The sequence below is a fragment of the Leclercia sp. M50 genome, assembly GCF_037150775.1.
GTDB lineage: Bacteria > Pseudomonadota > Gammaproteobacteria > Enterobacterales > Enterobacteriaceae > Enterobacter.
In genome coordinates this window covers 1-26477 of sequence record NZ_JBBCPK010000042.1, presented here as the reverse complement: position 1 = coordinate 26477, position 26477 = coordinate 1, and the positions used below count along the sequence as shown (strand labels likewise).

Sequence of the window (26477 nt, the reverse complement as noted above, 5' to 3'; positions counted from 1 at the left end):
GTTTTAGGGTGGTGCAGACAAACAGGAGCGTATTATGAGCGAAAAAACCGTCAACTTTGGCGACAACAGGGTGCTTCCGGCCATCGGTCAGGGCACCTGGTATATGGGTGAAAAGGCAAGCCAGCGCCGCCAGGAGAGCGATGCCTTACGGGCAGGCATTGAGCGGGGGCTGACCCTGATCGATACCGCCGAGATGTATGCCGAGGGCGGGGCGGAAGAGGTGGTTGGCGAGGCAATCAAAGGCCAGCGCGATAAGGTCTTTCTGGTCTCCAAAGTCTACCCGTGGAATGCCGGTGGCAAAAAAGGGATTGCCGCCTGCGAAGCCAGCCTGCGCCGTCTGGGCACCGATCATATTGACCTCTATCTGCTGCACTGGCGGGGAAATTATTCTCTGGCAGAGACTGTCGAACTGATGGAGACGCTGCAACAGCAGGGCAAAATTGGCCGCTGGGGCGTCTCGAACCTTGATTATGCGGATATGCAGGAGCTGGGACAGGTGCCGGGCGGGCAGGCCTGCGCCACCGATCAGGTGCTCTACCATCTGGCCTCACGCGGTATCGAATATGATCTGTTGCCCTGGTGCCAGCAACAGCAGATGCCGGTGATGGCCTATTGCCCGCTGGCGCAGGCCGGGCGACTGCGCGCCGGGCTGATGAATCACCCGGTGGTCAATGCGATTGCCAAAGAGTACAACGCCACGGCGGCCCAGGTGCTTCTGGCGTGGGTGATCGGTCACCCAGGGGTGATGGCGATCCCGAAGGCGTCATCAATCATGCATGTGGAAGAGAACGCGGGCGCGCTGGGTATTACCCTCTCAGCAGAGGCGTTACAGAAGCTGGATGCCGCCTTCCCGGCGCCGAAAAACAAAACGGCATTAGACGTGGTGTGAAGTGTGCGTCATGCCCTCTCAGCATGGAGAGGGCAAGGGCAGGGCATTAACGCTTCACAATGTGAATGGTTTGTCCCAGACGGGTCGGTTTCTCTTCCGTCGCTTTTTGCGGTTCGCTGACGCAGGCGGTCTCTACGCAGACAAAGGTTTTATAACCGTCATCCGGCATATCGCCCATGCTGACTGACAGCGCCGGGCCAGGGTTCCAGCCAACCACGTTGCTGTGGTGGTGATGAATTACTTCAATGGCGCGGTTCAGGGAGGTATCTTCGATAACGCTGCACGCTTCCGGGTTCAGATAGACGCGGTCGGTACGATCCGGGAAGGTTTGCGCGCCGTCGGTCAGTCGGCCTTCTTTCGCATTATCCACTTTGTCGATAAAGGTATCGCCAAGGCCGTTCACGGTGACGGCAGCGATATCGCCGACGTTGAAGTAAGTGTGCAGGGCGGAAGTGGTTTCAAATTCACCGTGCGCTTCCAGTTCGATCTCGCAGGTTTTACCCAGCTTAAAGCGGGCATAGAGAGTGAAGTCGTGCGGCCAGAGTTTGCGCGTTTCGTCATCGCTCTGCAGTTCAAAGGTTAACACCACGCCGGACTCATCTTCGTTGTGGGCTTTCAGCGTCCACGGCAGGTTGCGGGCAAAACCGTGCGACGGCAGACCCTCCTGCGCCGCCGGGCCAAACCACGGCCAGCAGATTGGTACGCCGCCGCGAATAGCGGCCCCTTTTTTGAAAGAGGTGTTATCGCTTAGCCACAGCGCTTCCATTTCACCTTCCGGCTGCCAGGAGAGCAGGTGCGCGCCGTGCAGGGCAACAGAAGCCTGAACCTGCGGATGGTCAACTACGATCACTTCAACATCGTCAATCTGACGGCGGGAAAGCACAGGGGTAAGCTGTTCGACTACCGGAAGTGCAAAAATTGTTTTAATCATTACGCAATCCTCTGTCTTTAAAGCAAAAAAAAGGCGACCAGGGTCGCCTTTTTGGATCAATTTCTCATCTCACTTATTTGGAGATGTGAGCGATCAGGTCCAGAACTTTGTTAGAGTAGCCGGTTTCGTTGTCGTACCAGGAAACCAGTTTCACGAAGTTGTCGTTCAGTGCGATACCTGCTTTAGCATCGAACACGGAAGTGCACACTTCGCCGTTGAAATCGGTAGAAACAACGTCGTCTTCGGTGTAACCCAGAACGCCTTTCATTGGGCCTTCAGAAGCCGCTTTGATTGCTTTCTTGATTTCTTCGTAGCTTGCTGCTTTTTCCAGACGAACGGTCAGGTCAACAACAGATACGTTTGGAGTTGGAACGCGGAACGCCATACCAGTCAGTTTGCCGTTCAGTTCTGGCAGAACTTTACCTACAGCTTTAGCTGCGCCGGTAGAAGATGGGATGATGTTCTGAGCTGCGCCGCGGCCGCCGCGCCAGTCTTTGTGAGACGGGCCGTCAACGGTTTTCTGAGTCGCGGTGGTTGCGTGAACAGTAGTCATCAGACCTTCGACGATGCCGAAGTTGTCGTTGATAACTTTTGCCAGCGGTGCCAGGCAGTTGGTGGTGCAGGATGCGTTAGAAACGATGTCCTGGCCAGCGTAAGTTTCGAAGTTAGCACCACGAACGAACATTGGGGTGTTGTCTTTGGAAGGACCGGTCAGAACAACTTTTTTCGCGCCAGCGGTGATGTGCTTACGCGCAGTTTCGTCGGTCAGGAAGATACCGGTTGCTTCAGCAACAACGTCAACACCGATTTCGTTCCATTTCAGGTTAGCTGGGTCTTTTTCAGCAGTAACACGGATGGTTTTGCCATTAACAACCAGGTGGCCGTCTTTCACTTCAACGGTGCCGTTGAAACGACCGTGAGTTGAGTCGTACTTCAGCATGTATGCCATGTACTCAGCGTCTAACAGATCGTTGATGCCAACGATTTCGATGTCAGAACGTTCCTGCGCAGCACGGAAAACAATACGGCCGATACGGCCAAAACCGTTGATACCTACTTTGATAGTCATATATTCCACCAGCTATTTGTTAGTGAATAAAAGGTTGCGTGTAAAATTACAAAAACCTTACGCAGCGTCAAGCGGAATCGTGTCAATCATTGCGACAAATCAATCCTTAGCATTAGCTTTGCTCGATTGACCTACCTCACATTCCCTTGGAGCTTGCACCCATATGGGGCCTGCGCACGGAATTTTAAAGGGCTGCCCACATAAAAACGTGGAGTAGATCACATTTGTCTGACCGCCTCTGCGCAACGAGTAAGTTTAGATCAAAAGTTCATACTTCAGTGTTAATGTTTTGTTAGAATCGACAGTAAAAGTTGTCTGTTTCAACTGCGAGATGTAAGCCTATGTCGAATCAACATAACCCCGATGAACTGAAAAAAAACCTCACCGAAATGCAGTTCTACGTGACGCAAAATCACGGGACGGAACCGCCATTCACCGGGCGTCTGCTGCATAACAAAAGGGATGGTGTTTACCACTGCCTGGTCTGTGACGCTGCGCTGTTTAACTCCCAGAGTAAATACGATTCTGGCTGTGGCTGGCCAAGCTTCTATGAACCGGTCAGTGAAGAGGCTATTCGCTATCTGAAGGACCTCAGCCACGGTATGGAGCGCATCGAGATCCGCTGCGGAAACTGTGACGCCCATCTCGGTCACGTCTTCCCGGATGGCCCACAGCCGACAGGCGAGCGTTTTTGCGTCAATTCCGCCTCCTTAAGCTTCACCGACGACGAGAATGGCGACCAGACGAAAGGCTGAAAAATCGATTCAGCAAATTATTCCTTCGGAGCCCGATTTAACATGAATATTGAAGAGATGATCAATGGCATGACGCCGGAAGTGTATCAGCGTCTGGTCACGGCGGTAGAGCTGGGCAAATGGGCCGATGGCGTGGCCCTGACCCCGGAGCAGAAAGAGAATTGCCTGCAGCTGGTGATGCTCTGGCAGGCGCGCAATAACACCGAAGCGCAGCATATGACCATCGACACCCAGGGCCAGATGGTGATGAAAAGTAAGCAGCAGCTGAAGGAAGATTTTGGTATTGCACCGAAGCCGATTGCGACGCTGAAAGTCCAGTAATCAAAACCATTGCAGCCCGGTGATGGCTCACCGGGCCTGTTTAACGTTACGGGTGTTTTATCCCCAGCGACTCGGCCAGCTGCTTCGCCAGCTGGTTGTTATTATCCGCCCCGTACTCCCAGAACATGGCCCCGGCCAGACCTTTCTCTTTGATATACTCGGCTTTGATCGCCACCGAGCGCGGGTTTTCATACGACAGGGCAAACAGCGGATTGCCGTTATCGGACTTCACCGACAGCCACGGTACTTTCGCCTCATCGTCCCACTGTTCGGTAAACCGTTTCTGCGGATCGTTTAAAAACGTCTTCACAATGTCGTTGTATTTCACGTAGGTATCTTTGGTCAGATCGTAGCCCAGTGATTTGAACAGGGCGATCTGCTGTGCGCTGAAGTAGGGCTGGGTCGCGGGATTTTTCTGCGCGTCCGGTTTGCTCCAGTCGATACCCGGCTCGACGGCGCGTTTCGGCACGCGACCATAGAAGCCGATACCGAGATTCATCTGCTGTGGCTTCAGCCCGGCGGCCAGATAGTTGTTCACCACAAAGTCGACGCTATATTTATCCGCGGCGGCAACGGTCGGCCAGGCGCTGGAGTCATAGAGGTTGGCGTTAAAATACTGGGTGCCATACGCCATGTCGTAGGTCATCAGGTTGATGTAATCGAGCAGGGGCGCCACTGCCTTCACATCCACCCAGCTTTTTGGGCTCTCGGCGTTGGCGCCCACCGCGATGGTCACCAGTTTTTTATCCCCGAACGCGCTACGCAGCTCTTTCAGCAGGGCGGTAAAGTTAGCCCGGTCTTCTGGCTTGCTGGCGACCAGCCCCCATGCGCCGTTAACCGGAAACTCCCAGTCGAGATCGATCCCGTCGAGGCCATATTTCTCTACGATCGCCTGTGCGGAGCGGATAAACACCGCGCGGGTCTCCGGGGTGGATGCCGCGCCCGAGAAGCCACGAGCCCCCCAGCCGCCGACAGAGAGGAGCACCTTAAGGGCAGGGTTCTGTTTACGCAGGACAGGGAGCAAAGCCAGATCGGCTTCAACCTTAGGAGATAACCAGATTTGATGCAGTTTAGCGGGGTCTTTTAAGGCCGGATTGGTTTCGTCTTTCTCGTCGTTATAGATCAGACCAAAGGAGTAGTTCAGGTGGGTGATCTGGCGAACATCGAGTTTATTGATATCCCCGCCCGGCCCGGCAGTGACGTCGCCGCCACCGTTAAAATAGCCGACGGACATCAGCGAACTGGCGGAAGCAATGGATGCGCAAAGCAGGGGTAAAGCTGCCAGCAAAGGCAAACGTTTCATAGCAATTCCTCTTCAATTTTGACGGTAAAAAAAGCACGCCACGTAAGGGCGTGGCGAAAAAAGTGCTAAAAAAGAATAACATTGCCGTCTCGCTGAGAGTGCGAGGCAGTTCACTTTATGAGACTTAATGAGAATTATGCCCGGTGGCGCTGCGCTTGCACGGGCCTACGGTTGGCGGGGTTTTGCCCGGCGGCGCTGGCGCTTGCACGGGCCTACAGTTGGCGGGGTTTTGCCCGGCGGCGCTGGCGCTTGCACGGGCCTACAGGTGACGGGGTTTTGCCCGGCGGCGCTGGCGCTTGCACGGGCCTACGAGTGGCGGGTTTTGCCCGGTGGCGCTGGCGCTTGCACGGGCTTGGGGGTTTTGTAGGCCGGGTAAGGCGTAGCCGCCACCCGGCACAAGGCTATCAGGCCTGCGTCTCCTGCCAGTCCGCCAGCGTATACAGCGTCGCACCTTCCGCCGCCATATCCATAAACGCCTGGGCGCTGTCCTGGCGCTGGATATTCACCCCGCGACAACCGTCGGTAATGACGTTCACCCGGTAACCCAGCTGCAACGCGTCCAGCACGGTAAATTTTACGCAGTAGTCCGTCGCCAGCCCCATCACAATCAGCTCCACAATTTCGTGATGGCGCAGCCACTGATCCAGCCCCGTTTTTTGTCGGTGCCCATTGTCGAAAAAGGCGCTATAGCTGTCGATGTCAGGGTTTTCACCCTTCTGGAACACCGCGTCAATGGCTTTGCTGTTAAGCAGGGGATGCAGCTCTGCGCCTTCGGTATGCTGCACGCAGTGATCGGGCCAGAAGGTCTGCGGCAGGCCGTCCAGTTCGCCCTCGGTAAAGGGCTCAACGTCATGCTGGCTGGCAAAACTGCCGTGATCCGCCGGGTGCCAGTCCTGGCTGGCAACCACCGCTTCACCGCGCGCCTTACACCACGCAATCAGTTCGTTGGCGACGTCTACCGTACTGTCGCCTTCGGCCACCGCCAGCGCGCCGCCCGCGCAAAAATCATTCTGTAAATCGACCAGTAACAGGGCTCGTTGCTTCATAGGAACTCCTTATTCGTCTGGCGTCAGTTCGCCACGCAGGTTTTGCATCATCGCGGTGCGGATCGCCTGCACATCCAGATCCTGACTGAGTAAGTAGTGAAGTTTAGTCAGCGTGGCCTCGACCGTCATATCGAATCCGCTCACTACCCCCGCTTGCGCCAGGGCGTTACCGGTGGCATAGCCGCCCATATTTACCTTACCGGACATGCACTGGGTCAGGTTCACCACCACGATCCCACGGCTGCTCGCCTCCTGAAGCTCTTTCAGGAACTCGCCGTTCTGCGGGGCGTTACCCACGCCGTAGGAGCGCAGGATAAGCGCTTTCACCGGCTGACGGAGGAAGTTACGCACCACCTCGGCGGAGATACCCGGGTAGATCGTCACCACGCCAATGGGCTGCGGGGTGATCGGATGGACCACCAGCTCGCCGGAGGTGTGCGGCGCCGGAGGCGTACCGAGGCGGCGAATATGAATACCCGCTTCCAGCAGTGGCGTGAGGTTCGGTGAGGCAAAAGCATCAAAGCCGTCGGCGTGGGCCTTTGTGGTGCGGTTTCCGCGGTAGAGCCGGTTATTGAAGAACAGGCTCACTTCGTTGATCGGGAAATTGGCCGCCACGTACAGGGAGTTAAGCAGGTTGATCTGCCCGTCGGAACGCAACTCCGCCAGCGGGATCTGCGATCCGGTGACGATCACCGGCTTGCTGAGGTTTTCCAGCATGAAGGAGAGCGCCGAGGCGGTAAACGCCATGGTGTCGGTGCCGTGCAGGATCACAAAGCCGTCGTAGTCGTCGTAATGCGCTTTAATGTCGTCGGCAATGTGCTGCCAGTCTTCCGGGGTCATGTCGGAAGAGTCCATCAGCGGATCATATTCGTGAATGGTGAAGTCCGGCATCTCCGGGCGATGGAATTCAGGCATTAACGCCAGCTGGCGCTGCAGATGGCCGGATACCGGGATGTAGCCATTTTCCGAACGCTGCATACCGATGGTGCCGCCGGTATAGGCCACATAAATTGATTTCTTTTGCATGATGTAATGTTCGTTTGCTTCAAAGAAAAATCCCCTCTTCGCGGAAGAGGGGATGGGAATTACCGTACGTTAGCGCAGGTGAGGCAGAACGCGTAGCGGTTTTGCGGATCGTTGAAGGCGGCCAGCTTGTCGCCCTCGGCTTTGACCGCTTTCGCCGCCGTGGCGACCGGAGCGGGCAGGTAAGCCTGCAGCGCGTCTGGCAGCATGGCTTTTACCGAGCCGGAGACGCTGTCCATCACGAGATCCATGAAGGTCGGCTCATCCTGATAGAAATCGACGTGCCACTGCTTCAGCTTCGCCAGTTCCGCGGCCTTGGCGACGGCATCATCGAAGTCGCCCAGGTTATCCACCAGACCGTTGCTCTTCGCATCCTGACCCGTCCAGACATGACCCTGGGCAATCTGGTCGATCTGTTCCGGGGTTCGCTTACGGGAGTCGGCCACCAGGGTGATAAAGCGCTTATAGCCATTCTCAATGCTGAGCTGCATCATCTGCGACACTTCCGGCGGTAACGCTTTGGTTACGGCAATGTCGGCCAGCGGCGACGTGGCGACGCCATCGGTATGCACCCCCAGATAGTCGAGGCTGTTTTCAACGGTGTTAATCACCCCGAAGATGCCAATCGAGCCGGTAAGGGTGCTCGGGTTCGCCACGATGTAGTTCGCCGGGGTGGAGATCCAGTAGCCCCCGGAGGCCGCCATACCGCCCATGGAGACCACCACCGGTTTCCCGGCGGCGCGCGCGGCTGCCAGCTCAGCGCGGATCACTTCCGATGCGCTGACGCTGCCGCCCGGGCTGTTAACCCGCAGCACAATCGCTTTCACTTTCGGGTCGAGGCGCGCGTCGCGGATTTGTGCGGCAGTGGTATCACCCCCGACGTTGCCCGGCGTCTCTTCGCCATCCATGATCGCGCCGTTCGCGAAGACCACGGCGATGCTGTCCCCGGTATCGGCACGTTTTTTCGCCTGATAATCATAGAAGCTGATGGCGCTGTAGTTCTTCTCCTCTTTGCTCCAGCCGAACTGTTTGGTCAGGGACTTTTCAATTTCGGCGCTTGAGCCCAGGGCATCCACCAGCTTGTTATCCAGCGCATATTTCGCGGTATCGCCATCAACCTTACGCAGCCCATCCAGCACGCCCTGGGCACCCGGGAAGACCTGCCCGGTGGTGATCTGGCGGTTAGCGGCCACGGTACTGAGGTAGTTCTGCCACAGTTCGCCAATCCAGCGGCTGTCCGCTTCACGGGCGGCAGGGGACATATCGTCGCGGATAAATGGCTCAACGGCAGATTTATAGGTCCCGACGCGGAAGACGTGGGTGGTAACCTTCAGCTTATCGAGCAGCGATTTGTAATAGAGGCCGTTAGTGGCAAAACCGTGCAGATCGACGGCGCCCTGCGGCGAGAGCCACACTTTATTGGCAAAGCTCGCCAGATAGTATTGCCCCTGGCTGTAGTTATCGCCCACCGCAATCACCGGTTTGCCGCTGTCGCGGAATTCCCGCAGCGCTTTACCGATATACTGCATCGAAGGCTGATCCGCCCCGGCAAAGTTCTTCAGATCCAGCACGATGCCGGTAATGTTGCGATCGTCCTTCGCCTGACGAATGGCGTCGACGATATCGAACAGTGAGTTTTCCTGCAGACGGTCACCGCTGGCACCAAACAGCTGGCGGCCCAGCACGCCAAGGCGATTGCTGGTGGACGGTTTATCCACCACCACGCCGGCGATATCCAGCAGCAGCGCGCCACGCCCGGCGCTCTGACTCTGGCTGGAGGCGCTGAGGTGCATCCAGACACCGACGCAAACTATCACAAACAGGATGAAAAAGAGGTTCATCACCAGGTTGCGGACGAAATTGAGCAGTCGCCACGTCCATTTAAAAAAGCCGGCAAACAGTCGCCAGAGGGTTCGCATGTATTCTCCCTGTCCAGATAATTACCTATTCCGTCGCTACTGGACGGCGTTGTCGGGCTATCGTAATGACCCGACCGTCACTTGTCAGCAGGAATCGCCTGCTACGCTGTAACAAAATCTGCCGTCGTGTTAATTTTGAGTAAATTTCAAGACAGGAGTTAACCCAATGGATGCACTCGAACTGCTTGTTAACCGTCGTAGCGCAGCGCGTCTGGCGGAGCCCGCGCCAGCAGGCGAACAGCTGGAGAATATTCTTCGCGCCGGAATGCGCGCCCCGGATCACGGTACCTTGCAGCCGTGGCACTTCTTTATCATCGAAGGGGAAGGGCGCGAGCGCTTCAGCACCCTGCTGGAGAAGGGCGCTGTTGCCGCCGGGCAGGATGAAAAGGCGATTGAGAAAGCCCGTAACGCGCCGTTCCGCGCCCCGATGATCATCGCCGTGGTCGCGAAATGCCAGCCGCAGCACAAGGTGCCGGTGTGGGAGCAGGAGATGTCCGCGGGCTGCGCGGTCATGGCGATGCAGATGGCGGCAGTCGCCCAGGGCTATAACGGTATCTGGCGTAGCGGCGCACTGACCGACAGCCCGGTCGTGCGGGAAGGCCTCGACTGCGGCGCAGATGATAAAATCGTCGGTTTCCTCTATCTGGGCACCCCGCAGCTTAAAGCCTCCACCACCGTTTCCGTGCCTGACACCGCGCCTTTTGTCACCCGTTTCTGATTAATGGCATAAAACTGTCTGGATCCTGAGCAAGTGCAGCAGAATTCAGACAGTCATACTTATCACTTAATGGAATGAGCGCTAACATAGTGCAATTGTAATGAAAGGAGATTGTCATGAGCGAGCAAGCTATTCGTTTAACGCAATACAGCCATGGAGCCGGTTGCGGTTGTAAAATTTCCCCCAAAGTGCTGGAAACCATTCTGCACAGCGAGCAGGCGAAGTTTATCGACCCGAACCTGCTTGTTGGCAATGAAACCCGCGATGATGCTGCCGTCTACGATCTGGGTAACGGCACCAGCATTATCAGCACCACCGATTTCTTTATGCCAATCGTCGACAATCCCTACGATTTCGGGCGCATTGCGGCCACGAACGCCATCAGCGACATTTTTGCGATGGGCGGTAAGCCGATCATGGCGATTGCGATCCTTGGCTGGCCGATTAACACCCTGGCCCCGGAGATCGCCCGCGACGTGATCGAGGGCGGGCGTTTCGCCTGCCAGCAGGCGGGGATCGCCCTGGCGGGTGGCCACTCCATTGATGCCCCGGAGCCGATTTTTGGCCTGGCGGTGACCGGCGTGGTGCCAACGGAGCGCGTCAAGCGTAACAGCACCGCGGAAGCGGGCTGCAAGCTGTTCCTCACCAAGCCGCTGGGCATTGGCGTACTCACCACCGCCGAGAAAAAATCGCTGCTGTTGCCTGAGCACAAAGGGCTGGCAACAGAGGTGATGTGCCAGATGAACCTTGCCGGTGCTGCCTTTGCCGACATCGAGGGGGTGAAGGCGATGACCGACGTCACCGGTTTTGGGCTGCTGGGCCACCTGAGCGAAGTGTGCCAGGGCGCAGGCGTGCAGGCGCAGGTCTGGTATCAGGACGTGCCGAAGCTGCCGGGCGTGGAAGCCTACATTGCGCAAGGCGCGGTCCCGGGTGGCACACAGCGTAACTTCGCCAGCTACGGCCATCTGATGGGCGAGATGCCTGCCGAGTGGCGCGATCTGCTGTGCGACCCGCAGACCTCCGGCGGCCTGCTGCTGGCCGTGACGCCAGACGCCGAAGAGGCAGTGCGCGCGACCGCCGCCGAGTTCGGTATTACCCTGACCGCCATTGGCGAGCTGGTGACCGCTCGCGGTGGCCGTCCGATGATTGAGATCCGTTAATTCAATGCGGTTATTTATTGCCGAAAAACCCAGCCTCGCCCGGGCGATTGCGGACGTTTTACCCAAACCGCATCGCAAGGGTGACGGCTACATTGAGTGCGGAAACGGCCAGGTGGTCACCTGGTGTATCGGCCACCTGCTGGAGCAGGCCCAGCCGGACGCCTACGACAGCCGCTATGCGCGCTGGAATCTTAACGATCTGCCCATCGTGCCGGAGAAGTGGCAGCTGCAGCCGCGCCCGTCGGTCACCAAACAGCTCAACGTCATTAAGCGGTTGCTGAACGAGGCATCCGAGGTGATCCACGCCGGTGACCCGGACAGGGAAGGGCAGTTGCTGGTGGACGAGGTGCTGGATTACCTGAGTCTGGCGCCGGAAAAACGCCAGCAGGTGCAGCGCTGTCTGATTAACGACCTCAACCCGCAGGCGGTAGAGCGGGCCATCACCCGTCTGCGCGCCAACAGCGAGTTTGTCCCGCTGTGCGTGTCTGCGCTGGCCCGCGCCCGCGCCGACTGGCTCTACGGCATCAACATGACCCGCGCCTATACCATTCTCGGGCGCAACGCGGGTTATCAGGGGGTGCTCTCCGTTGGCCGGGTGCAGACGCCGGTGCTGGGGCTGGTGGTGCGTCGCGACGAAGAGATCGAGAACTTTGTCGCCAAAGATTTCTTCGAGGTGAAAGCCCATATTGTCACCCCGAAGGACGAACGCTTTACCGCAGTCTGGCAGCCGAGTGAGGCCTGTGAACCCTACCAGGATGAAGAGGGACGCCTGCTGCATCGTCCGCTGGCCGATCACGTGGTGACCCGCATCCAGGGCCAGCCCGCCGTCGTCACCAGCTATAACGATAAACGGGAATCAGAACCCGCGCCGCTGCCGTTCTCCCTCTCTGCTTTGCAGATCGAGGCGGCAAAACGCTACGGCCTGAGCGCGCAAAACGTACTCGATATCTGCCAGAAGCTGTACGAGACGCACAAACTCATTACCTACCCGCGTTCCGACAGCCGCTACCTGCCAGAAGAGCATTTCGCCGGGCGCCATGCGGTGCTGAACGCCATTGCCGTACACGCCCCCGCTCTCGTGCCACAGCCGGTGGTCAACCCGGATACCCGCAACCGCTGCTGGGACGATAAAAAGGTGGATGCCCACCATGCCATCATTCCCACCGCGCGCAGCAGTTCCGTCAACCTGACGGATAACGAATCGAAGATTTATACCCTCGTGGCCCGCCAGTATCTGATGCAGTTCTGCCCGGATGCGGTGTTCCGCAAGTGCGTCATTGAGCTGGAGATCGCCAAAGGCAAGTTCATTGCCAAAGCCCGTTTTCTGGCGGAAGCAGGGTGGCGCACGCTGCTGGGCAATAAAGAGCGGGATGAGGAGAACGACGGTACGCCGTTGCCGGTGGTGAAAAAAGAGGATGAATTGCTGTGCGAGAAGGGCGAAGTGGTGGAGCGACAGACCCAGCCGCCGCGGCACTTTACCGACGCCACGCTGCTCTCCGCGATGACCGGTATCGCCCGCTTTGTGCAGGATAAAGATCTGAAGAAGATCCTCCGCGCCACTGACGGCCTGGGAACCGAAGCGACCCGCGCCGGGATCATTGAGCTGCTGTTCAAACGCGGTTTTCTGCACAAGAAAGGGCGTTATATCCACTCGACGGATGCCGGAAGGGCGCTGATCCACTCCCTGCCGGAGATGGCCGCGAGGCCGGACATGACCGCCCACTGGGAGTCGGTGCTGACTCAGATCAGCGAAAAGCAGTGTCGCTATCAGGACTTTATGCAGCCGCTGGTGGGTACGCTGTTCGATCTGATCAATCAGGCGCGGAATACCTCGGTAAGGGATTTTCGCGGCATGGTGGCGCCGGGCGGCGACAGGAAGAAAAAATTTAAGAAGAAGAGTGCGGCCTGAGAATTTGTCCGGTGGCGCTGCGCTTACCGGGCCTACGGTTTGAGGTTTTTGTAGGCCGGGTAAGGCGAAGCCGCCACCCGGCACAGCCACACAATCAGATCACACCCTGACCCATCATCGCATCCGCAACCTTCACAAATCCGGCGATGTTCGCGCCGCGAACGTAGTTGGTCTGCTTCTCTTCCCCACCGTACTCGACGCAGGCGTGGTGAATATCGAGCATGATATGGTGCAGACGCGCATCCACTTTCTCCGCCTTCCAGCCCATGCGAGCGGCGTTTTGCGCCATCTCGAGGCCAGAGGTCGCCACGCCGCCCGCGTTAGCCGCTTTACCCGGGGCAAACAGCACGTTCGCTTCCAGGAACAGGTCGGTGGCTTCAATGGTGGTGGGCATGTTGGCCCCTTCAGCTACCGCTTTCACGCCGTTGGCGATAAGCTGGCGCGCGGCATCAACATCCAGTTCGTTCTGGGTGGCGCACGGCAGGGCGATATCCACCGGCACTGACCACGGCTGCTTGCCTTCAAGGTAGGTCAGACCGAATTCACGGGCATAGTCGGCCACGCGACCGTCGCGGCTGGCTTTGATTTCGCACAGGCGCGCCAGTTTTTCGGTTGTAAAGCCCGCTTCATCCACCACGGTGCCGCTGGAGTCGGAGGCGGTGATGACGCGTGCGCCGAACTGCATCGCTTTTTCGATAGCGTACTGAGCCACGTTGCCGGAGCCGGATACGGCGACACGCATGCCCTCAAAGCTCATCCCATGACGCTTCAGCATCGCTTCAGTGAAATAGACCAGACCGTAACCGGTGGCTTCCGGGCGGATCAGGCTGCCGCCGAAGGAGAGGCCTTTCCCGGTAAAGACGCAGGCGCTGTTGTTGGAGAGTTTTTTCATCATCCCGGCCATAAAGCCCACTTCGCGTCCGCCAACCCCGATATCGCCAGCCGGTACGTCGGTGTCGGCGCCCAGGTGACGATAGAGTTCCGTCATCAGCGCCTGGCAGAAACGCATCACTTCGCCTTCGCTCTTGCCTTTCGGATCAAAATCGCTGCCGCCTTTTCCGCCGCCCATCGGCAGGGTGGTCAGGGCATTTTTAAAGGTCTGTTCAAAGCCGAGGAACTTCAGAATCGACAGGTTTACCGACGGATGGAAACGCATGCCCCCCTTGAACGGGCCGATCGCCGAGTTGAACTGTACGCGCCAGGCACGGTTAACCTGTACCTGGTTGCGGTCATCAACCCAGACCACGCGGAACTGGATCACGCGTTCAGGTTCAACCAGGCGCTCAAGCAGGGACATCTGACGATAGCGGGGATTTTGTTCCAGGAATGGCCAGAGGGTGGTCATCACTTCGCGGACGGCCTGAGCAAATTCGCTCTGATGCGGGTCACGCTGCTGAACACGATTCAGAAAGGAGTCAAGGGAGCAAGCCTGGTCCATAACTATAAGTTCCTCTAATATATTGGGATTATTTAATTTGTAACAAATATCTTCGTGATGTTGTGTTTTTCGACTATACCACCCGACAGGCTTTGTGACGCAAGCTAAATTTCGTCCTCAAGTTAAATTCATTAAACGCGCCGGGTCATAATAAAAAACGATGACCGAAGGGGGGATTAAAGCTTCGCGCTGTTTTTACCGTTATAGTGAATATCAGGACATAACAGGAAGAAGCGTCGATGAAGCGTATTGTGATGGCTGTTTTGCTTGGGGTTTTCGCGGCTGGCAGTCAGGCCGATCAGCGGTTTGGAACCGGGGTGGATGTGAATATCCCGCCGGAGATCTTCAGCTCCAGCGGTCAGCGTCCACCGCCGTGTAACCAGTGCTGCATCTATCAGGATCAGAACTATTCAGAAGGGGCGGTGGTAAAAGCCGAGGGGGTCCTGTTGCAGTGCCAGCGCGATCCTAACGCCCTGAGTACGAATCCGCTGGTGTGGCGTCGCGTAAGAGAATAAACGCCTGTAACAAAGGGATATCTGCCGGGGCGAGGTTGTAATCCAGCGCCTCGTGCGGTGAACACCATACCAGCTGGCTGTGATAGCGCGTTTCCGGCGTGCCGGTGAATTCCGCGACGTGCCAGGCGTGTAGGTTAATCAGTCGCTGGGACACTTCCCGTTGATGGCTGGCGATATACTCTGCGGGGCAGGCCTCAATGCCCAACTCCTCGCGCAGTTCACGCACTAATGCCGCGGGCTGGGTTTCCCCCGCCTCCACTTTTCCCCCGGCAAACTCCCACAGACCGGGCTGATCCGCATGCAGCGGGCGTTGCGCCAGTAAAATTTTGCCATCCCGTTCGAGAATAGCGCAGACAACATCGAGTGTTTTTAGCATGGTCGTCAATAATAAATAAAAGAAAAAGAGTTAGGATCTGCGCACTTAACACGCCAGGAGCATCCTGTGAACGAGAGACCACCCGTCTGGGTTAAACCCATCGAATCCATTCCCACCATTCTAACGCCTGTCGCGGCAATGCAGAAAAAACATTATGGCGCAGTGCTTAATCCGCTGCGCTGGTGGGGAAGAATGCCCCGGCTGTTCTGGCTGGTGGCGCTGTTTGTAGGCTTTCTGGAACGCAAAAAATCGCCCCTTGAGCCGGTACTGCGTTCGCTGCTGATGACCCGCGTCTCGCAGATCTGCCACTGCGCCTTTTGCATCGATGCCAACGCGCTGCGCCTGGCGGAACGCAGCGGCGGGCTGGATAAGGTGCAGGCCGTCGCGACATGGCGAGACAGCAGCCTGTTCAGCGATAAGGAGCGCGCCGCGCTAGCCTATGCGGAAGCCGTTACCGCCACACCGCCGGTGGTGGATGAGGCCACCAAAGCGGCGCTGCGCCAGTACTTCAATGACGAGGCGATTACCGAGATGACGGCGCTGATTGGTTTTCAGAATTTATCCGCCCGCTTTAACGCGGCGCTGGATATCCCCTCCCAGGGGTTGTGCGCGATAAGAGGAGAAAAACAGGATGCTTGACCGCCACCTTCATCCGCGCATCAAGCCGCTGCTCAACCGGCTGGTCGCAACCCTGGATAAACCGGGCATCACCCCGGACGGTATTACGCTGATGGGCTTTGCCATCGGGGTACTGGCGCTGCCGTTTCTGGCGCTGGGCTGGTACCTGGCGGCGCTGGTGGCCATTGCGCTGAACCGCTTGCTCGATGGGCTGGACGGCGCGCTGGCCCGGCGGCGCGGGCTGAGCGATGCCGGAGGCTTTCTCGATATCTCCCTCGATTTCCTCTTCTATGCCCTGGTGCCCTTTGGCTTTGCCCTGGCGGATCCGGTTAACAATGCGCTGCCTGCCGCCTGGCTGCTGTTTGCCTTTATCGGCACCGGGAGCAGTTTTCTGGCGTTTGCTGCCCTGGCCGCGAAGCATGAGATAGACAATCCAGGCTATGCCCACAAGTCGTTTTACTATCTGGGTGGCCTGACGGAGGGGACGGAAACGCTGCTGCTGTTCGTGCTCATTTGCCTGTTCCCGGCGCATTTCGGGTGGCTGGCGTGGGTGTTTGGCGCGTTGTGCTGGCTCACCACCACAACGCGCATCTGGAGCGGGTATCTGACGCTGAAGGAGGTTCAGCGCCAGCCGTGATCACCGCGAGCTGTCTGGCCCGCGTTCCCCAGCCACTACCGGGTTCTGCGGGTTGCTGCTCCACTCATACCAGCCGCCGTCATAGACGCCGATATGTTTCCAGCCCATCGCCCGGGCATACATAAAGGTTTCTGATGCCCGCCAGCCGGTGCCGCAGTAGAAGGCCACCTGCTGATCCGGCAGAATGTTCCACTGCTTCCACATCCTGGCGATATCATCCGCGCTGCGCATGGTGCCGTCCGGGTTATGGAAATCCTCCATATGGGTCGAGTCGCTTCCGGCGTGGCCCCAGCGGGCACCCTGGATCTCCCCTTTAGGTTTGATGTAGCTGTAGCCGCTGGTGACACCGGTAAACTCCGGCCACGAGCGAACGCTCACCAGCGAAGCGTCCTGACGATGCAGCAGGCCGCGGGCCTGTTCGGTGCTCAGCATCAGCTGCGGCTGACCGGGGATCGGCGCGCCAAAATCGGCGGCGGGTTTGACCTTGTCGGGCGTGCCGCGCTCGACCGGCAGCTTCGCGTCATCCCACGTTTTCCAGCCGCCGTCCAGCAGGCGTACATCTTTCACGCCGGCATACAGCATGATCTGAGCCACGCGCGCGGCGGCGTAGACATCGCGTCCGTAGAGGATCACCGTGGTGTCATGGCGGATGCCGTGTTTCGCCAGCATCGCCTTCAGATCGGCATCAGAGACCTTGTTCCACAGCGGCTCGCTTTCTACTTCGTTGGTGTCGATATAGTCCGCGCCGGGAATGTGGCTCAACAGGTAAAATTTCGGCGCACCCCAGGCGGCCTCAATCACTTTCCACTCGCCGGCAGGGGCGGCAGGGACCGTTTTTCCCTGCTGGAGCTGATGCAGCCACTGGGGATAGACCAGCTGTTCGAAATGGGCGAGACGCTGCAGGCGAGACGGGGTTTGCAGGGCATCACCGAGCAGGGTGATGTGGCTGAAGCCTGCCTCAGTCAGCCGCGCCTTCACGGCCTGGTTATCGCTCTCGCTGCCATATAATGCGATGGGGGTGGTCAGCGTCAGTTGATGCCGCATGGCCCAGGCTTTCAGCTGCGCCTCAGACATGGCACCCAGCCAGCTGGCAGAGAGGTTAAGAGCCGAAGGCTCATGTCCGGATGGGCCGTTCAGCCTCTGGGGCCAGCCGTTGTAAAAGGCGCTGATGCGGGTATCGATCACCGCGCCTTTCTGCTGCTGAAGCTCTGCAAGTGTGAGGGAGGGCGCCATATCAGCGGCAAAAGAGAAGAAAGAGGCGAGACCTAACGCGGCGGTCAGCGCGGTCAGTTGAGAAACACGTTTCATCGAAATGCCCGTCGTAAGAAAAAAGAGCGGTGATTGTGGCAATCCTCCCGACAAAAAACGTTGCGTTTGCGCAGGTTGCCATGGGATTCATTGCCAGTTCTCCATCGCCAGCACCCGACCCTCAGCGGGAATATCCTCTTCATCGTGGGTCACCTGAACGACGGGAATGCGCCGGGCGCGCACTTCGGCAAATACCCAGCGGCGAAACTGGTCGCGCAGCGTTTTATCCAGGCGGCTAAAGGGTTCATCAAGCAGCAACGCCTGGGGCTGGGCCAGCAGCGCGCGCAGCAGGCTGACCCGGGCACGCTGCCCGCCGGACAGCGTGGCGGGATCGCGCTGAAAGAAACCGGGCAAATCGGCGGCATCCAGCGCCGCGATTACCTGCTGTTTACGCTGCTCCCCTTTGATGGACGCCGGAAGCGCCAGCAGCAAATTCTGTCCGACGCTGAAATGATCAAAAAGCAGTGCATCCTGAAACAGCAGACCCAGCCCGCGCTGTTCGGTGGGCAGCGTGTCGCAGCGACGGGCGTTGATCCACAGCTCCCCTTCGGCGCGAAAATCAGCGGGCAGGGCACCTACCATCCAGGCAAACAGAGACGATTTGCCGCTGCCGGAAGGGCCCATCAGGGTGAGAATTTCGCCGGGCACCACCGAAAAACTGACGTTGTGCAGCAGCGCCGTCTGACGCAGAGAGAGCGAAACATCCTTGACCACAAGCATTAACGTAACCCCTGTCGAAAACGGCCAACCAGCCGGGCAATCAAAATGCAGGCGGCGAAAATCAGCATCGGCAGCAGCAGTTGCCAGAGCGCCTGGGCTGCCAGCACCGCGCTACTGCCGCCGCTGCTGAGCGCCACCGCGTCGGTGGTGAGGGTGGTAAACCGTCCGCTACCCAGCCACAGGGTGGGCAGATACTGCGCCACGCTGACGGAAAAGCCGACGGCAAACGCCGTCAGTGCCGGGCGGATCATCTGCGGGCATTTGATCAGCCAGAAAATTTTAAGCGATCCCCAGCCGAGGGTGCGGGCTGTCAGGATCAGGCGCGGATCGAGCCTGCGCCACGCCGGTTGCATCACCAGCAGCATCCACGGCAGCACCCACAGTAAATGTCCCCACAGCACGGCGACAAACTGCCCGTCCAGCTGCAACAGCAGCGCCAGCCGGTACTGCCCGGCCACCAGCGGCAGGGCGGGAAGGGCCAGCGGCAGCCAGACCCAAAATCCCCCGCGCTGCGGGCCCCATTCGAGCCAGAGCAGGATCATCCCCAGCGCTATCCCCGCTGAGAGCAGCCCCAGCGTCAGACTCACCCCGGCCGTCTCCCGCGAAACGCTGGCATTGCCCGCCACCAGAACCAGCACCGCGATGCTGGCGATCCCGGCCAGGGGGAGCAGCAGGCCGCAGGCCCGCCCCAGAAGCTGCGGACGCGGCATCGGGCGCTCCCCGGAGATGGCCGGAATGGTGGTGCGCCAGCGCCGCCAGCTGATAAATATCGCGATAGCAATCAGCTCCAGCAGCAGAAGCAGGATCACGCAGACCAGCATTCCCTTCGCCTGCTGGACGTTGTCCCCCTGCGTCAGCCACTGCCACGCCAGCACCGCCAGGGTGGGGGGATTACCCGGCCCGAGGATCAGGGCCACATCCACCACCGACAGCGACCAGGCGATCACCGCCAGCATCACCGCCCCCAGCGCAGGCGCAATGGCGGGCAGGATCAGCCAGCGCAGCGCCTGCCAGCGTCCGTAACCCAGCGATCGCAGGATCGTCACCTTTTGCGCCAGCTCTTTTTCCGGCAGCGAGGCGTAAATCGCCCAGACCACAAAGGCGCTCTCCTTGACGGCGAGGGTCAGCCCCAGCCCGATCCCGTAGCGATCCACTATCGGTGAACAGAGAGAGCAGAGGCGGTAGAGTTCTCCCCCTTCGGCAAATATCAGCAGCACGCTGACGGCAAACGCCACGTGGGGGATCGCCAGCAGCCACGGCAGATGGTTGCACAGGCGTCGCCAGCGGCTGCCGGGCCACAACGCGGCCACCACCGCCAGGGCCAGCATTAGCGCCCCGGCGGCGGCAATCAGGGTGGAAACCAGCGTGGCGGCCAGCGCCTGCGGGATTTGCGGATCGGCGGCCAGCGCCCGCCAGTTCTCAAGGGAGAAGATCGGGGGCAGCAGCAGGCCGAAGGCGGGCAGCAGCGGCAGGTACACCGCCGCCATCAGCAGCCAGGCAAGCCCGCTTAGTGAGTGCCGTAACGACGCAGCCATTCCTGCTCCAGCGCGTTCACCCAGGCGGCATGTGGTTCAGCGAGCGTTGGCGGAAGCTCAGTCGGCATAAACTGGCGCAATTTATCCGCCGCTGCCGCCGGGAGTTTTTGTGGATCCAGCACAGTGGGATCGCCCCAGTTAGCCGGGTCCGCCTTGCGGATCTGTGCCTGCGGCGAGAGCATGAAATTCGCGACGACTTTCGCCCCCGCGCTGGCGGAGGCGTTGGCCGGGATCGCCACAAAATGTACGTTGCCGATCATCCCCTGTTGAAAACCAAAGCTGTAGCTGTCTGCGGGCAGCGCTTTGCTGGCCACTTTCTGCCGGGCGTGGGCCGGGTTAAAGGTGATCGACAGGTTTAAATTGCCGCTGGCCAGCAGGGCATCCATCCGCGCCGGTGAAGGCGGGAAGTCTTTGCCCTCGCGCCACAGGTACGGATGTAGTTTATCGAGATAAGTCCAGAGCGGCGCGGTCACCCGGGCAAAGGTGGCGCCGTCGGGCGGCTGTTTCAGCGCCTCCGGCTGGGTGGTTTGCGTCAGCAGAAGCTGTTCCAGAAACGCGGTGCCGGTAAAGTCGGGCGGGCGCGGATAGGTGATGGTGCCGGGATGTTGCGTGGCGTACGCCAGCAGCGCCTGAGGGTCAGCCAGCGGCTGCGGCAGGCTCTTGCGGCTGGCGATAAAGGTCAGCTGCGCGCTGCCCCACGGAGACTCGGCTCCCTCGGTCGGGATGGCAAAATCCTCCGTCACCGGTTTGGTGGTATCCACATAGCGCCAGTCAGGCAGCATTTGCGCCCAGCCGGTCAGTAACAGCCCGGCGGTTTTGAGGGTGCGGAAGTTCTCGCCGTTGACCCACAGCAGATCCACCGAACCGTTGGTTTTACGCCCGGCGCTGGCCTCGGTCTGGATGCGCTTCACCGCGTCGGCGGCATCCGCCAGACGGACAATCTTCAGGTTTATGGCGTAGTGGCTTTTCATCTCCCCGCTCACCCAGTCCAGGTAGCGGTTCACCGCCTCATCGCCGCCCCAGGCGTTAAACCAGACGGTCTGGCCCCGGGCCTCCTCTTTGATTTTCTGCCAGCCGTCATCGGCCAGCGCGTGTCCTGCCATCAGCAGGCCCGTTAACAACATGCAAAAACGCACACGGCGCATAGTGCCTCTCTGTTATGGAGAAGTGCGGGAAAAGCGGGCGAACAGCCAGCGGGTGGTAAGCGGCAGCAGCCCCAGTAGCGTAAAGGCAATGACCACGCCGGGGGAAAGGATATCACGCAGCGCGGCGATCTGCCCCAGCTGGTGTCCGGCATTAAGATAGACGATTGCCCCTGGCAGCATGCCGAGCTGACTGACCCACCAGTAGCGCCACAATCCGATCGGGGCGATCCCCGACAGCAGGTTGACCACAAAGAACGGGAACAGCGGCATCAGGCGCAAGGCAAAGAGATAGAACGCCCCGTCCCGCGAGACACCTTCGTTAACCGTGCGCATTGGCCCGGCAAAACGGCGCTGCACCCAGTCCCGCAGCAGGTAGCGGCTGCTCAGCATCGCCAGCGTGGCCCCCAGCGTCGAGGCGAACGACACCAGCACAATCCCCGGCCACAGGCCAAACAGCGCCCCGCCGAGCAGGGTTAACACCGCGGCGCCCGGCAGCGACAGGGTAGTGACCAGCACATAGAGAAGGAAAAAGAGTATGGCGCTTTTCAGCGGCGCCTGCTGGCAGTATAGCTGCAGTGCCTGATGCTGCGCCTGAAGGTTTTCCAGCGTCAGCGTGCCGGGCGGAAGTAGCCTAAAAAGAAGGGTAAAAGCGCCCAGAAGGGCGCAAATAAGCAGAACTTTACCTGGACGTACAGCCATTTATTTCACGTCGAAGGTGGCCCAGACCGGGGCATGGTCGGACGGTTTTTCCATGCTACGGATCTCATAGTCGATCCCGGTTTCGATGCAGCGCTCCGCCAGCGGGCTGCTTGCCAGCAGCAGGTCAATGCGCAGGCCGCGGTTATCATCAAAACCTTTAGAGCGGTAGTCAAACCACGAGAAGCGATCGTGGGTTTCCGGGTTGGCGTTGCGGAAGGTATCCACCAGACCCCAGCCCAGCAGACGCCCCATCCACTCGCGCTCTTCCGGCAGGAAGGAGCATTTCCCGGTGCGCAGCCAGCGCTTGCGGCTGTCCTCGCCGATGCCGATATCCAGATCGGTCGGACTGATGTTCATATCGCCCATGATCAGCACCGGATGATCTTTTTGCAGCTCCGTTTCCAGCAATGACTGCAGATCCTGGTAGAACTTCTCTTTGGCCGGGAATTTCAGCGGATGGTCGCGGCTCTCGCCCTGGGGAAAGTAACCGTTGATCACGGTGACATTACCCAGCGGGGAGGGCACTTCCGCCATGATGATACGGCGCTGGGACTCTTCGTTATCCCCCGGGAAACCGCGACGTACCGAGACAGGCGCCGCTTTGGTCAGCAGGGCCACGCCGTAGTGACCTTTCTGGCCGTGATAAAAGACGTTGTAACCCAGTTTTGCTACCTCTTCGAGGGGGAACATATCGTCGTGAACTTTTGTCTCCTGCAGGCCAATGACGTCAGGCTGATGTTTTTCGACGATGGCCTGCAGTTGATGAGGGCGGGCGCGCAGGCCGTTGATATTAAAAGAGACAAATTTCATAGTCGCTGCCAGTGCAAGGTGAATAGTGCAAGGATGGTAGCAGAATTTCCTCCCTCTGACTGCCGCCGCTGCGTATGTTCCACCCATTACTGCAACAGATCCTGCCGATAGTGCAATTTCTGCACCGTTCTGACGCGTTACGCCCTCCGATGGCGCATAAAAGCTACACAAATTTCGCGAGCGATCACAATTCCAGAATTATATTTGGCCTATGCATAATATTTCTGTTTTTCCTTCGGTAAAGCTGCGCTTGTTGTAAAAATATTCACTTTTTATGCAATAACAGTGAATAACTCCATGTTGTAACCTGTTGATATTTCGTTACCCCCTCCCGTTTATGCATTTTTATCGCTGGCTGGCACGAACGCTGCAATCTACATTCACAGGGCAAACACATAAATATTTAACATTTTATCAACCTTTTATTTACCGGATGAGGTCGCTATGTCTCTGTCAATTACGCGTGAAAACTTTGATGAATGGATGATGCCGGTTTACGCCCCGGCGGCTTTTATTCCGGTACGGGGAGAGGGCTCGCGCCTGTGGGATCAGCAGGGCAAAGAGTATATCGACTTTGCTGGGGGCATTGCGGTTAACGCCCTGGGACATGCTCATCAGGCGCTGCGTCAGGCGCTGAACGACCAGGCGGCAAAGTTCTGGCACACCGGGAATGGCTACACCAACGAGCCTGCGCTGCGCCTGGCGAAAAAACTGATCGACGCCACCTTCGCGGAAAAAGTGTTCTTCTGTAACTCAGGCGCTGAGGCCAACGAAGCGGCACTGAAGCTGGCGCGTAAGTATGCCCACGACAATTTTGGCAGCCACAAAAGCGGCATCGTCGCCTTCAAAAATGCCTTCCACGGCCGCACCCTGTTTACCGTCAGCGCGGGCGGGCAACCCTCTTACTCCCAGGACTTCGCGCCGCTGCCACCGGATATCCGCCACGCGGTCTATAACGATCTGCAGTCCGCCAGCGAGCTGATAGATGAGTCCACCTGCGCGGTGATCGTCGAGCCGATGCAGGGCGAAGGCGGCGTTGTGCCTGCCGACAAAGCGTTCCTGCAGGGGCTGCGCGAGCTGTGCGATCGCCACAACGCGGTGCTGATTTTCGATGAAGTCCAGACCGGCGTCGGCCGCACCGGTGAGCTCTATGCCTATATGCACTACGGCGTGACGCCGGATGTGCTCTCCACCGCCAAAGCGCTGGGCGGCGGCTTCCCTGTCGGGGCAATGCTCACCACCGATAAATTTGCCCGGGTGATGACCGTCGGCACCCACGGCACCACCTACGGCGGCAACCCGCTGGCATCGGCGGTGGCCGGTCAGGTGCTGGATATCATCAACACGCCGGAAGTGCTGAACGGCGTGAAGCAGCGTCACGACTGGTTTGTTGAGCGTCTTCAGGCCATCAACAGCAAAACCGGCCTGTTTAAAGAGATTCGCGGTCTGGGGCTGCTGATTGGCTGCGTGCTCACGGATGAATTCGCCGGAAAAGCTAAACTCATTTCACAGGAAGCGGCAAAAGCGGGCGTGATGGTGTTGATCGCCGGGGCTAACGTAGTGCGCTTCGCGCCTGCGCTGGTTGTCAGCGAAGAAGAGGTGCGGACCGGGTTAGATCGCTTTGCGCTGGCCTGCGAACAGGTGAAGTCCGGGGTGTCATCATGATGGTCATCCGTCCCATTGAGCGCGGGGATCTCTCCGCCCTCATGCAGCTTGCCGGTAAGACGGGAGGCGGGCTAACCTCGCTTCCCGTTGACGAAAACACGCTCTCGGCGCGCATTGAGCGCTCCATCGAGACCTGGCAAGGGACGCTGCCGAAAGGCGAACAGGGCTACGTGTTTGTGCTGGAAGATACCGTTACCGGCACCGTGGCGGGGATCTGCGCCATTGAGGTGGCGGTAGGTCTGAACGATCCCTGGTATAACTACCGTGTGGGCACCCTGGTGCATGCCTCGAAAGAGCTGAACGTCTACAATGCGCTGCCCACGCTGTTTCTCAGTAACGATCACACCGGTAGCAGCGAGCTCTGCTCGCTGTTTCTCGACCCGGAGTGGCGCAAAGAGGGCAACGGCTATCTGCTCTCCAAATCGCGCTTTCTGTTTATGGCCGCCTTCCGCGATCGCTTTAACGAAAAAGTGGTTGCCGAGATGCGCGGCGTCATCGACGAAACAGGCTTCTCGCCGTTCTGGAAAAGCCTGGGCGAGCGCTTCTTCTCCATGGAGTTCAGCAAGGCGGACTACCTGTGCGGCACCGGGCAGAAAGCTTTTATCGCCGAGTTGATGCCAAAACATCCCATCTACACCCATTTCCTCAGCCCCGAGGCGCAGGCGGTAATTGGCGAGGTCCATCCGCATACCGCGCCGGCCCGCGCGGTGCTGGAAAAAGAGGGCTTCCGCTACCGTAACTATGTCGACATCTTCGACGGCGGCCCGACGCTGGAGTGTGATATCGACCGGGTGCGGGCGATCCGCAAAAGCCGTCTGGTGGAGGTGGCCGAGGGGCAGCCCGCGCCGGGTGAGTTTCCGGCCTGCCTGGTGGCGAACGAACAATATGACAGCTATCGCGCCACGCTGATCCGCGTGGACCCCGAATGTGAACGTCTGGTGCTGACCGCAGCGCAACTGGATGCCCTGAAATGTTGCGCTGGCGATCGTATTCGCATGGTGCGTCTGTGCCCCGAGGAGAAAACGGTATGAACTTATGGATTAACGGTGACTGGGTAACCGGCGAAGGTGAACTTCGCAGCAAACATAACCCGGTGGGGCAGGAGAGATTATGGCAAGGGGCGGATGCCAGCCCCGGGCAGGTTGAGCAGGCGTGCCGCGCCGCGCGCGCCGCGTTCCCCGGCTGGGCGAAGCTGCCGTTCAGCGTTCGTCAGGCGATCGTGGAGAAATTTGCCACCCTGCTGGAGGCAAATAAGCAGGAGCTGACCCGCGTTATTGCCAGCGAAACCGGCAAGCCGCGCTGGGAGGCGGCGACCGAAATTACCGCCATGATCAACAAGGTCGCCATTTCAATTAAGGCGTACCACACCCGCACCGGCGAGCAGCGTACCGAGATGGCGGACGGGGCCGCTACGCTGCGCCATCGTCCGCACGGCGTGCTGGCGGTGTTTGGCCCCTATAACTTCCCCGGCCATCTGCCGAATGGCCACATCGTGCCCGCCCTGCTGGCGGGTAACACGGTGATCTTCAAGCCGAGCGAGCTAACGCCCTGGAGCGGCGAGGCGGTGGTCAAACTGTGGGAGCAGGCCGGGCTGCCGCCGGGGGTGCTCAATCTCGTCCAGGGCGGGCGCGAAACCGGTCAGGCGCTGAGTGCGCTGAGCGATATTGACGGGCTGCTCTTTACCGGCAGCGCCGGAACTGGCTATCAGCTGCACCGCCAGCTGGCCGGGCAACCGGAGAAAATTCTCGCCCTTGAGATGGGGGGCAACAATGCGCTGATCGTTGACGATCCGGCGGATATCGATGCCGCGGTCCACCTGACCATCCAGTCAGCCTTTATTACCGCCGGGCAGCGCTGCACCTGCGCCCGTCGGCTGCTGGTCAAACGCGGTGCTGAAGGGGATGCTTTCCTGGCCCGTCTGGTTGAGGTGAGCGGGCGGCTGCTGCCGGGCGCGTGGGATGCCAGCGA

At 59.0% G+C, this 26477-nt stretch carries 26 protein-coding genes; 12 read left to right on the top strand and 14 right to left on the bottom strand.

Features of this window, described 5'->3' with window-relative positions:
• Positions 1 to 34 precede the first annotated feature (34 nt).
• Complete coding sequence (locus tag WFM46_RS12170) at positions 35 to 889, top strand: aldo/keto reductase (RefSeq protein WP_336997702.1); 855 nt, start codon at positions 35 to 37, stop codon at positions 887 to 889.
• A gap of 46 nt (positions 890 to 935) precedes the next feature.
• Here the strand turns inward: WFM46_RS12170 and WFM46_RS12165 are convergent, their stop codons facing one another.
• Positions 936 to 1820, bottom strand: coding sequence for a D-hexose-6-phosphate mutarotase (locus tag WFM46_RS12165; RefSeq protein ID WP_103179254.1), 885 nt, complete (start codon positions 1818 to 1820; stop codon positions 936 to 938).
• A gap of 73 nt (positions 1821 to 1893) precedes the next feature.
• On the bottom strand, positions 1894 to 2889 hold the full coding sequence (gene gapA / locus WFM46_RS12160; RefSeq protein WP_103179255.1) for a glyceraldehyde-3-phosphate dehydrogenase: 996 nt from the start codon (positions 2887 to 2889) through the stop codon (positions 1894 to 1896).
• A 341-nt stretch (positions 2890 to 3230) separates the two neighbouring features.
• On the opposite strand from gapA, the gene msrB reads away from it, so the two are divergent.
• The gene (gene msrB, locus WFM46_RS12155; RefSeq protein ID WP_336997701.1) at positions 3231 to 3644 is read left to right on the top strand and encodes a peptide-methionine (R)-S-oxide reductase MsrB; all 414 of its coding nucleotides are present in this window, start codon (positions 3231 to 3233) and stop codon (positions 3642 to 3644) included.
• A 42-nt stretch (positions 3645 to 3686) separates the two neighbouring features.
• Positions 3687 to 3965: a YeaC family protein gene (locus tag WFM46_RS12150; RefSeq protein ID WP_103179257.1), complete on the top strand. Its 279-nt coding sequence runs from the start codon at positions 3687 to 3689 to the stop codon at positions 3963 to 3965.
• Positions 3966 to 4011: 46 nt separating this feature from the next.
• Here the strand turns inward: WFM46_RS12150 and WFM46_RS12145 are convergent, their stop codons facing one another.
• The 4 genes from WFM46_RS12145 to sppA all read right to left on the bottom strand — a co-directional run bounded on the left by WFM46_RS12145 (position 4012) and on the right by sppA (position 9256).
• Positions 4012 to 5268: a glycoside hydrolase family 18 protein gene (locus tag WFM46_RS12145; RefSeq protein WP_336997700.1), complete on the bottom strand. Its 1257-nt coding sequence runs from the start codon at positions 5266 to 5268 to the stop codon at positions 4012 to 4014.
• A gap of 404 nt (positions 5269 to 5672) precedes the next feature.
• Complete coding sequence (gene pncA, locus WFM46_RS12140) at positions 5673 to 6314, bottom strand: bifunctional nicotinamidase/pyrazinamidase (RefSeq protein WP_103179259.1); 642 nt, start codon at positions 6312 to 6314, stop codon at positions 5673 to 5675.
• Positions 6315 to 6323: 9 nt separating this feature from the next.
• Positions 6324 to 7340, bottom strand: coding sequence for an asparaginase (gene ansA, locus WFM46_RS12135; RefSeq protein WP_103179260.1), 1017 nt, complete (start codon positions 7338 to 7340; stop codon positions 6324 to 6326).
• 59 nt (positions 7341 to 7399) lie between these two features.
• The gene (gene sppA / locus WFM46_RS12130) at positions 7400 to 9256 is read right to left on the bottom strand and encodes a signal peptide peptidase SppA (protein WP_336997699.1); all 1857 of its coding nucleotides are present in this window, start codon (positions 9254 to 9256) and stop codon (positions 7400 to 7402) included.
• A 166-nt stretch (positions 9257 to 9422) separates the two neighbouring features.
• On the opposite strand from sppA, the gene WFM46_RS12125 reads away from it, so the two are divergent.
• The 3 genes from WFM46_RS12125 to WFM46_RS12115 all read left to right on the top strand — a co-directional run bounded on the left by WFM46_RS12125 (position 9423) and on the right by WFM46_RS12115 (position 13043).
• Entirely contained in the window at positions 9423 to 9974 is a 552-nt protein-coding gene (locus WFM46_RS12125; RefSeq protein WP_180209537.1) for an NAD(P)H nitroreductase, read from the top strand.
• 116 nt (positions 9975 to 10090) lie between these two features.
• Entirely contained in the window at positions 10091 to 11134 is a 1044-nt protein-coding gene (selD, locus tag WFM46_RS12120) for a selenide, water dikinase SelD (protein WP_336997698.1), read from the top strand.
• 4 nt (positions 11135 to 11138) lie between these two features.
• Positions 11139 to 13043, top strand: a complete 1905-nt coding sequence (locus tag WFM46_RS12115) for a DNA topoisomerase III (RefSeq protein ID WP_336997697.1) — start codon at positions 11139 to 11141, stop codon at positions 13041 to 13043.
• 94 nt (positions 13044 to 13137) lie between these two features.
• On the opposite strand, the gene gdhA is transcribed toward WFM46_RS12115, so the two are convergent.
• Complete coding sequence (gdhA, locus tag WFM46_RS12110; RefSeq protein ID WP_103179265.1) at positions 13138 to 14481, bottom strand: NADP-specific glutamate dehydrogenase; 1344 nt, start codon at positions 14479 to 14481, stop codon at positions 13138 to 13140.
• Positions 14482 to 14720: 239 nt separating this feature from the next.
• Between gdhA and WFM46_RS12105 the strand changes: the two genes are divergently transcribed.
• The gene (locus WFM46_RS12105; RefSeq protein ID WP_114387331.1) at positions 14721 to 14996 is read left to right on the top strand and encodes a YnjH family protein; all 276 of its coding nucleotides are present in this window, start codon (positions 14721 to 14723) and stop codon (positions 14994 to 14996) included.
• On the opposite strand, the gene WFM46_RS12100 is transcribed toward WFM46_RS12105, so the two are convergent.
• Entirely contained in the window at positions 14947 to 15372 is a 426-nt protein-coding gene (locus WFM46_RS12100; protein WP_336997696.1) for a pyrimidine (deoxy)nucleoside triphosphate diphosphatase, read from the bottom strand. The genes WFM46_RS12105 and WFM46_RS12100 overlap by 50 nt on opposite strands.
• Positions 15373 to 15510: 138 nt before the next feature.
• On the opposite strand from WFM46_RS12100, the gene WFM46_RS12095 reads away from it, so the two are divergent.
• Entirely contained in the window at positions 15511 to 16011 is a 501-nt protein-coding gene (locus tag WFM46_RS12095) for a carboxymuconolactone decarboxylase family protein (protein ID WP_103181074.1), read from the top strand.
• Entirely contained in the window at positions 16004 to 16627 is a 624-nt protein-coding gene (locus WFM46_RS12090) for a CDP-alcohol phosphatidyltransferase family protein (RefSeq protein ID WP_336997695.1), read from the top strand. The genes WFM46_RS12095 and WFM46_RS12090 overlap by 8 nt, the downstream gene beginning before the upstream one ends.
• Here WFM46_RS12090 and WFM46_RS12085 read toward each other — a convergent pair whose 3' ends face one another.
• From WFM46_RS12085 to xthA, 6 genes are all read right to left on the bottom strand, one after another.
• Positions 16628 to 17935 (bottom strand): sulfurtransferase, encoded by a 1308-nt coding sequence (locus WFM46_RS12085; protein WP_336997694.1) that lies wholly within the window; start codon positions 17933 to 17935, stop codon positions 16628 to 16630.
• Positions 17936 to 18022: 87 nt separating this feature from the next.
• Positions 18023 to 18655, bottom strand: a complete 633-nt coding sequence (locus WFM46_RS12080; protein WP_336997693.1) for an ATP-binding cassette domain-containing protein — start codon at positions 18653 to 18655, stop codon at positions 18023 to 18025.
• Positions 18655 to 20190 carry a thiamine ABC transporter permease gene (locus tag WFM46_RS12075; RefSeq protein WP_336997692.1) on the bottom strand — a complete coding sequence of 512 codons (1536 nt, stop codon included), beginning with the start codon at positions 20188 to 20190 and terminating at the stop codon, positions 18655 to 18657. The genes WFM46_RS12080 and WFM46_RS12075 overlap by 1 nt, the downstream gene beginning before the upstream one ends.
• Positions 20163 to 21326, bottom strand: a complete 1164-nt coding sequence (locus tag WFM46_RS12070) for an ABC transporter substrate-binding protein (protein ID WP_442913457.1) — start codon at positions 21324 to 21326, stop codon at positions 20163 to 20165. Before WFM46_RS12070 ends, WFM46_RS12075 begins: the two co-directional genes overlap by 28 nt.
• Before the next feature lie 21 nt (positions 21327 to 21347).
• Positions 21348 to 22034 carry a TVP38/TMEM64 family protein gene (locus tag WFM46_RS12065; RefSeq protein ID WP_336997691.1) on the bottom strand — a complete coding sequence of 229 codons (687 nt, stop codon included), beginning with the start codon at positions 22032 to 22034 and terminating at the stop codon, positions 21348 to 21350.
• Positions 22035 to 22844 (bottom strand): exodeoxyribonuclease III, encoded by an 810-nt coding sequence (gene xthA / locus WFM46_RS12060; RefSeq protein ID WP_156654345.1) that lies wholly within the window; start codon positions 22842 to 22844, stop codon positions 22035 to 22037. It lies immediately after the preceding gene.
• A gap of 444 nt (positions 22845 to 23288) precedes the next feature.
• Here xthA and astC point away from each other — a divergent pair, with 444 nt between their 5' ends.
• From astC to WFM46_RS12045, 3 genes are all read left to right on the top strand, one after another.
• The gene (gene astC / locus WFM46_RS12055; protein WP_336997690.1) at positions 23289 to 24509 is read left to right on the top strand and encodes a succinylornithine/acetylornithine transaminase; all 1221 of its coding nucleotides are present in this window, start codon (positions 23289 to 23291) and stop codon (positions 24507 to 24509) included.
• Positions 24506 to 25540 carry an arginine N-succinyltransferase gene (gene astA, locus WFM46_RS12050; protein WP_103179276.1) on the top strand — a complete coding sequence of 345 codons (1035 nt, stop codon included), beginning with the start codon at positions 24506 to 24508 and terminating at the stop codon, positions 25538 to 25540. The genes astC and astA overlap by 4 nt, the downstream gene beginning before the upstream one ends.
• The coding region (locus WFM46_RS12045; protein ID WP_336997689.1) for a succinylglutamate-semialdehyde dehydrogenase at positions 25537 to 26477 on the top strand (941 nt) is incomplete at its 3' end. The genes astA and WFM46_RS12045, both read left to right, overlap by 4 nt.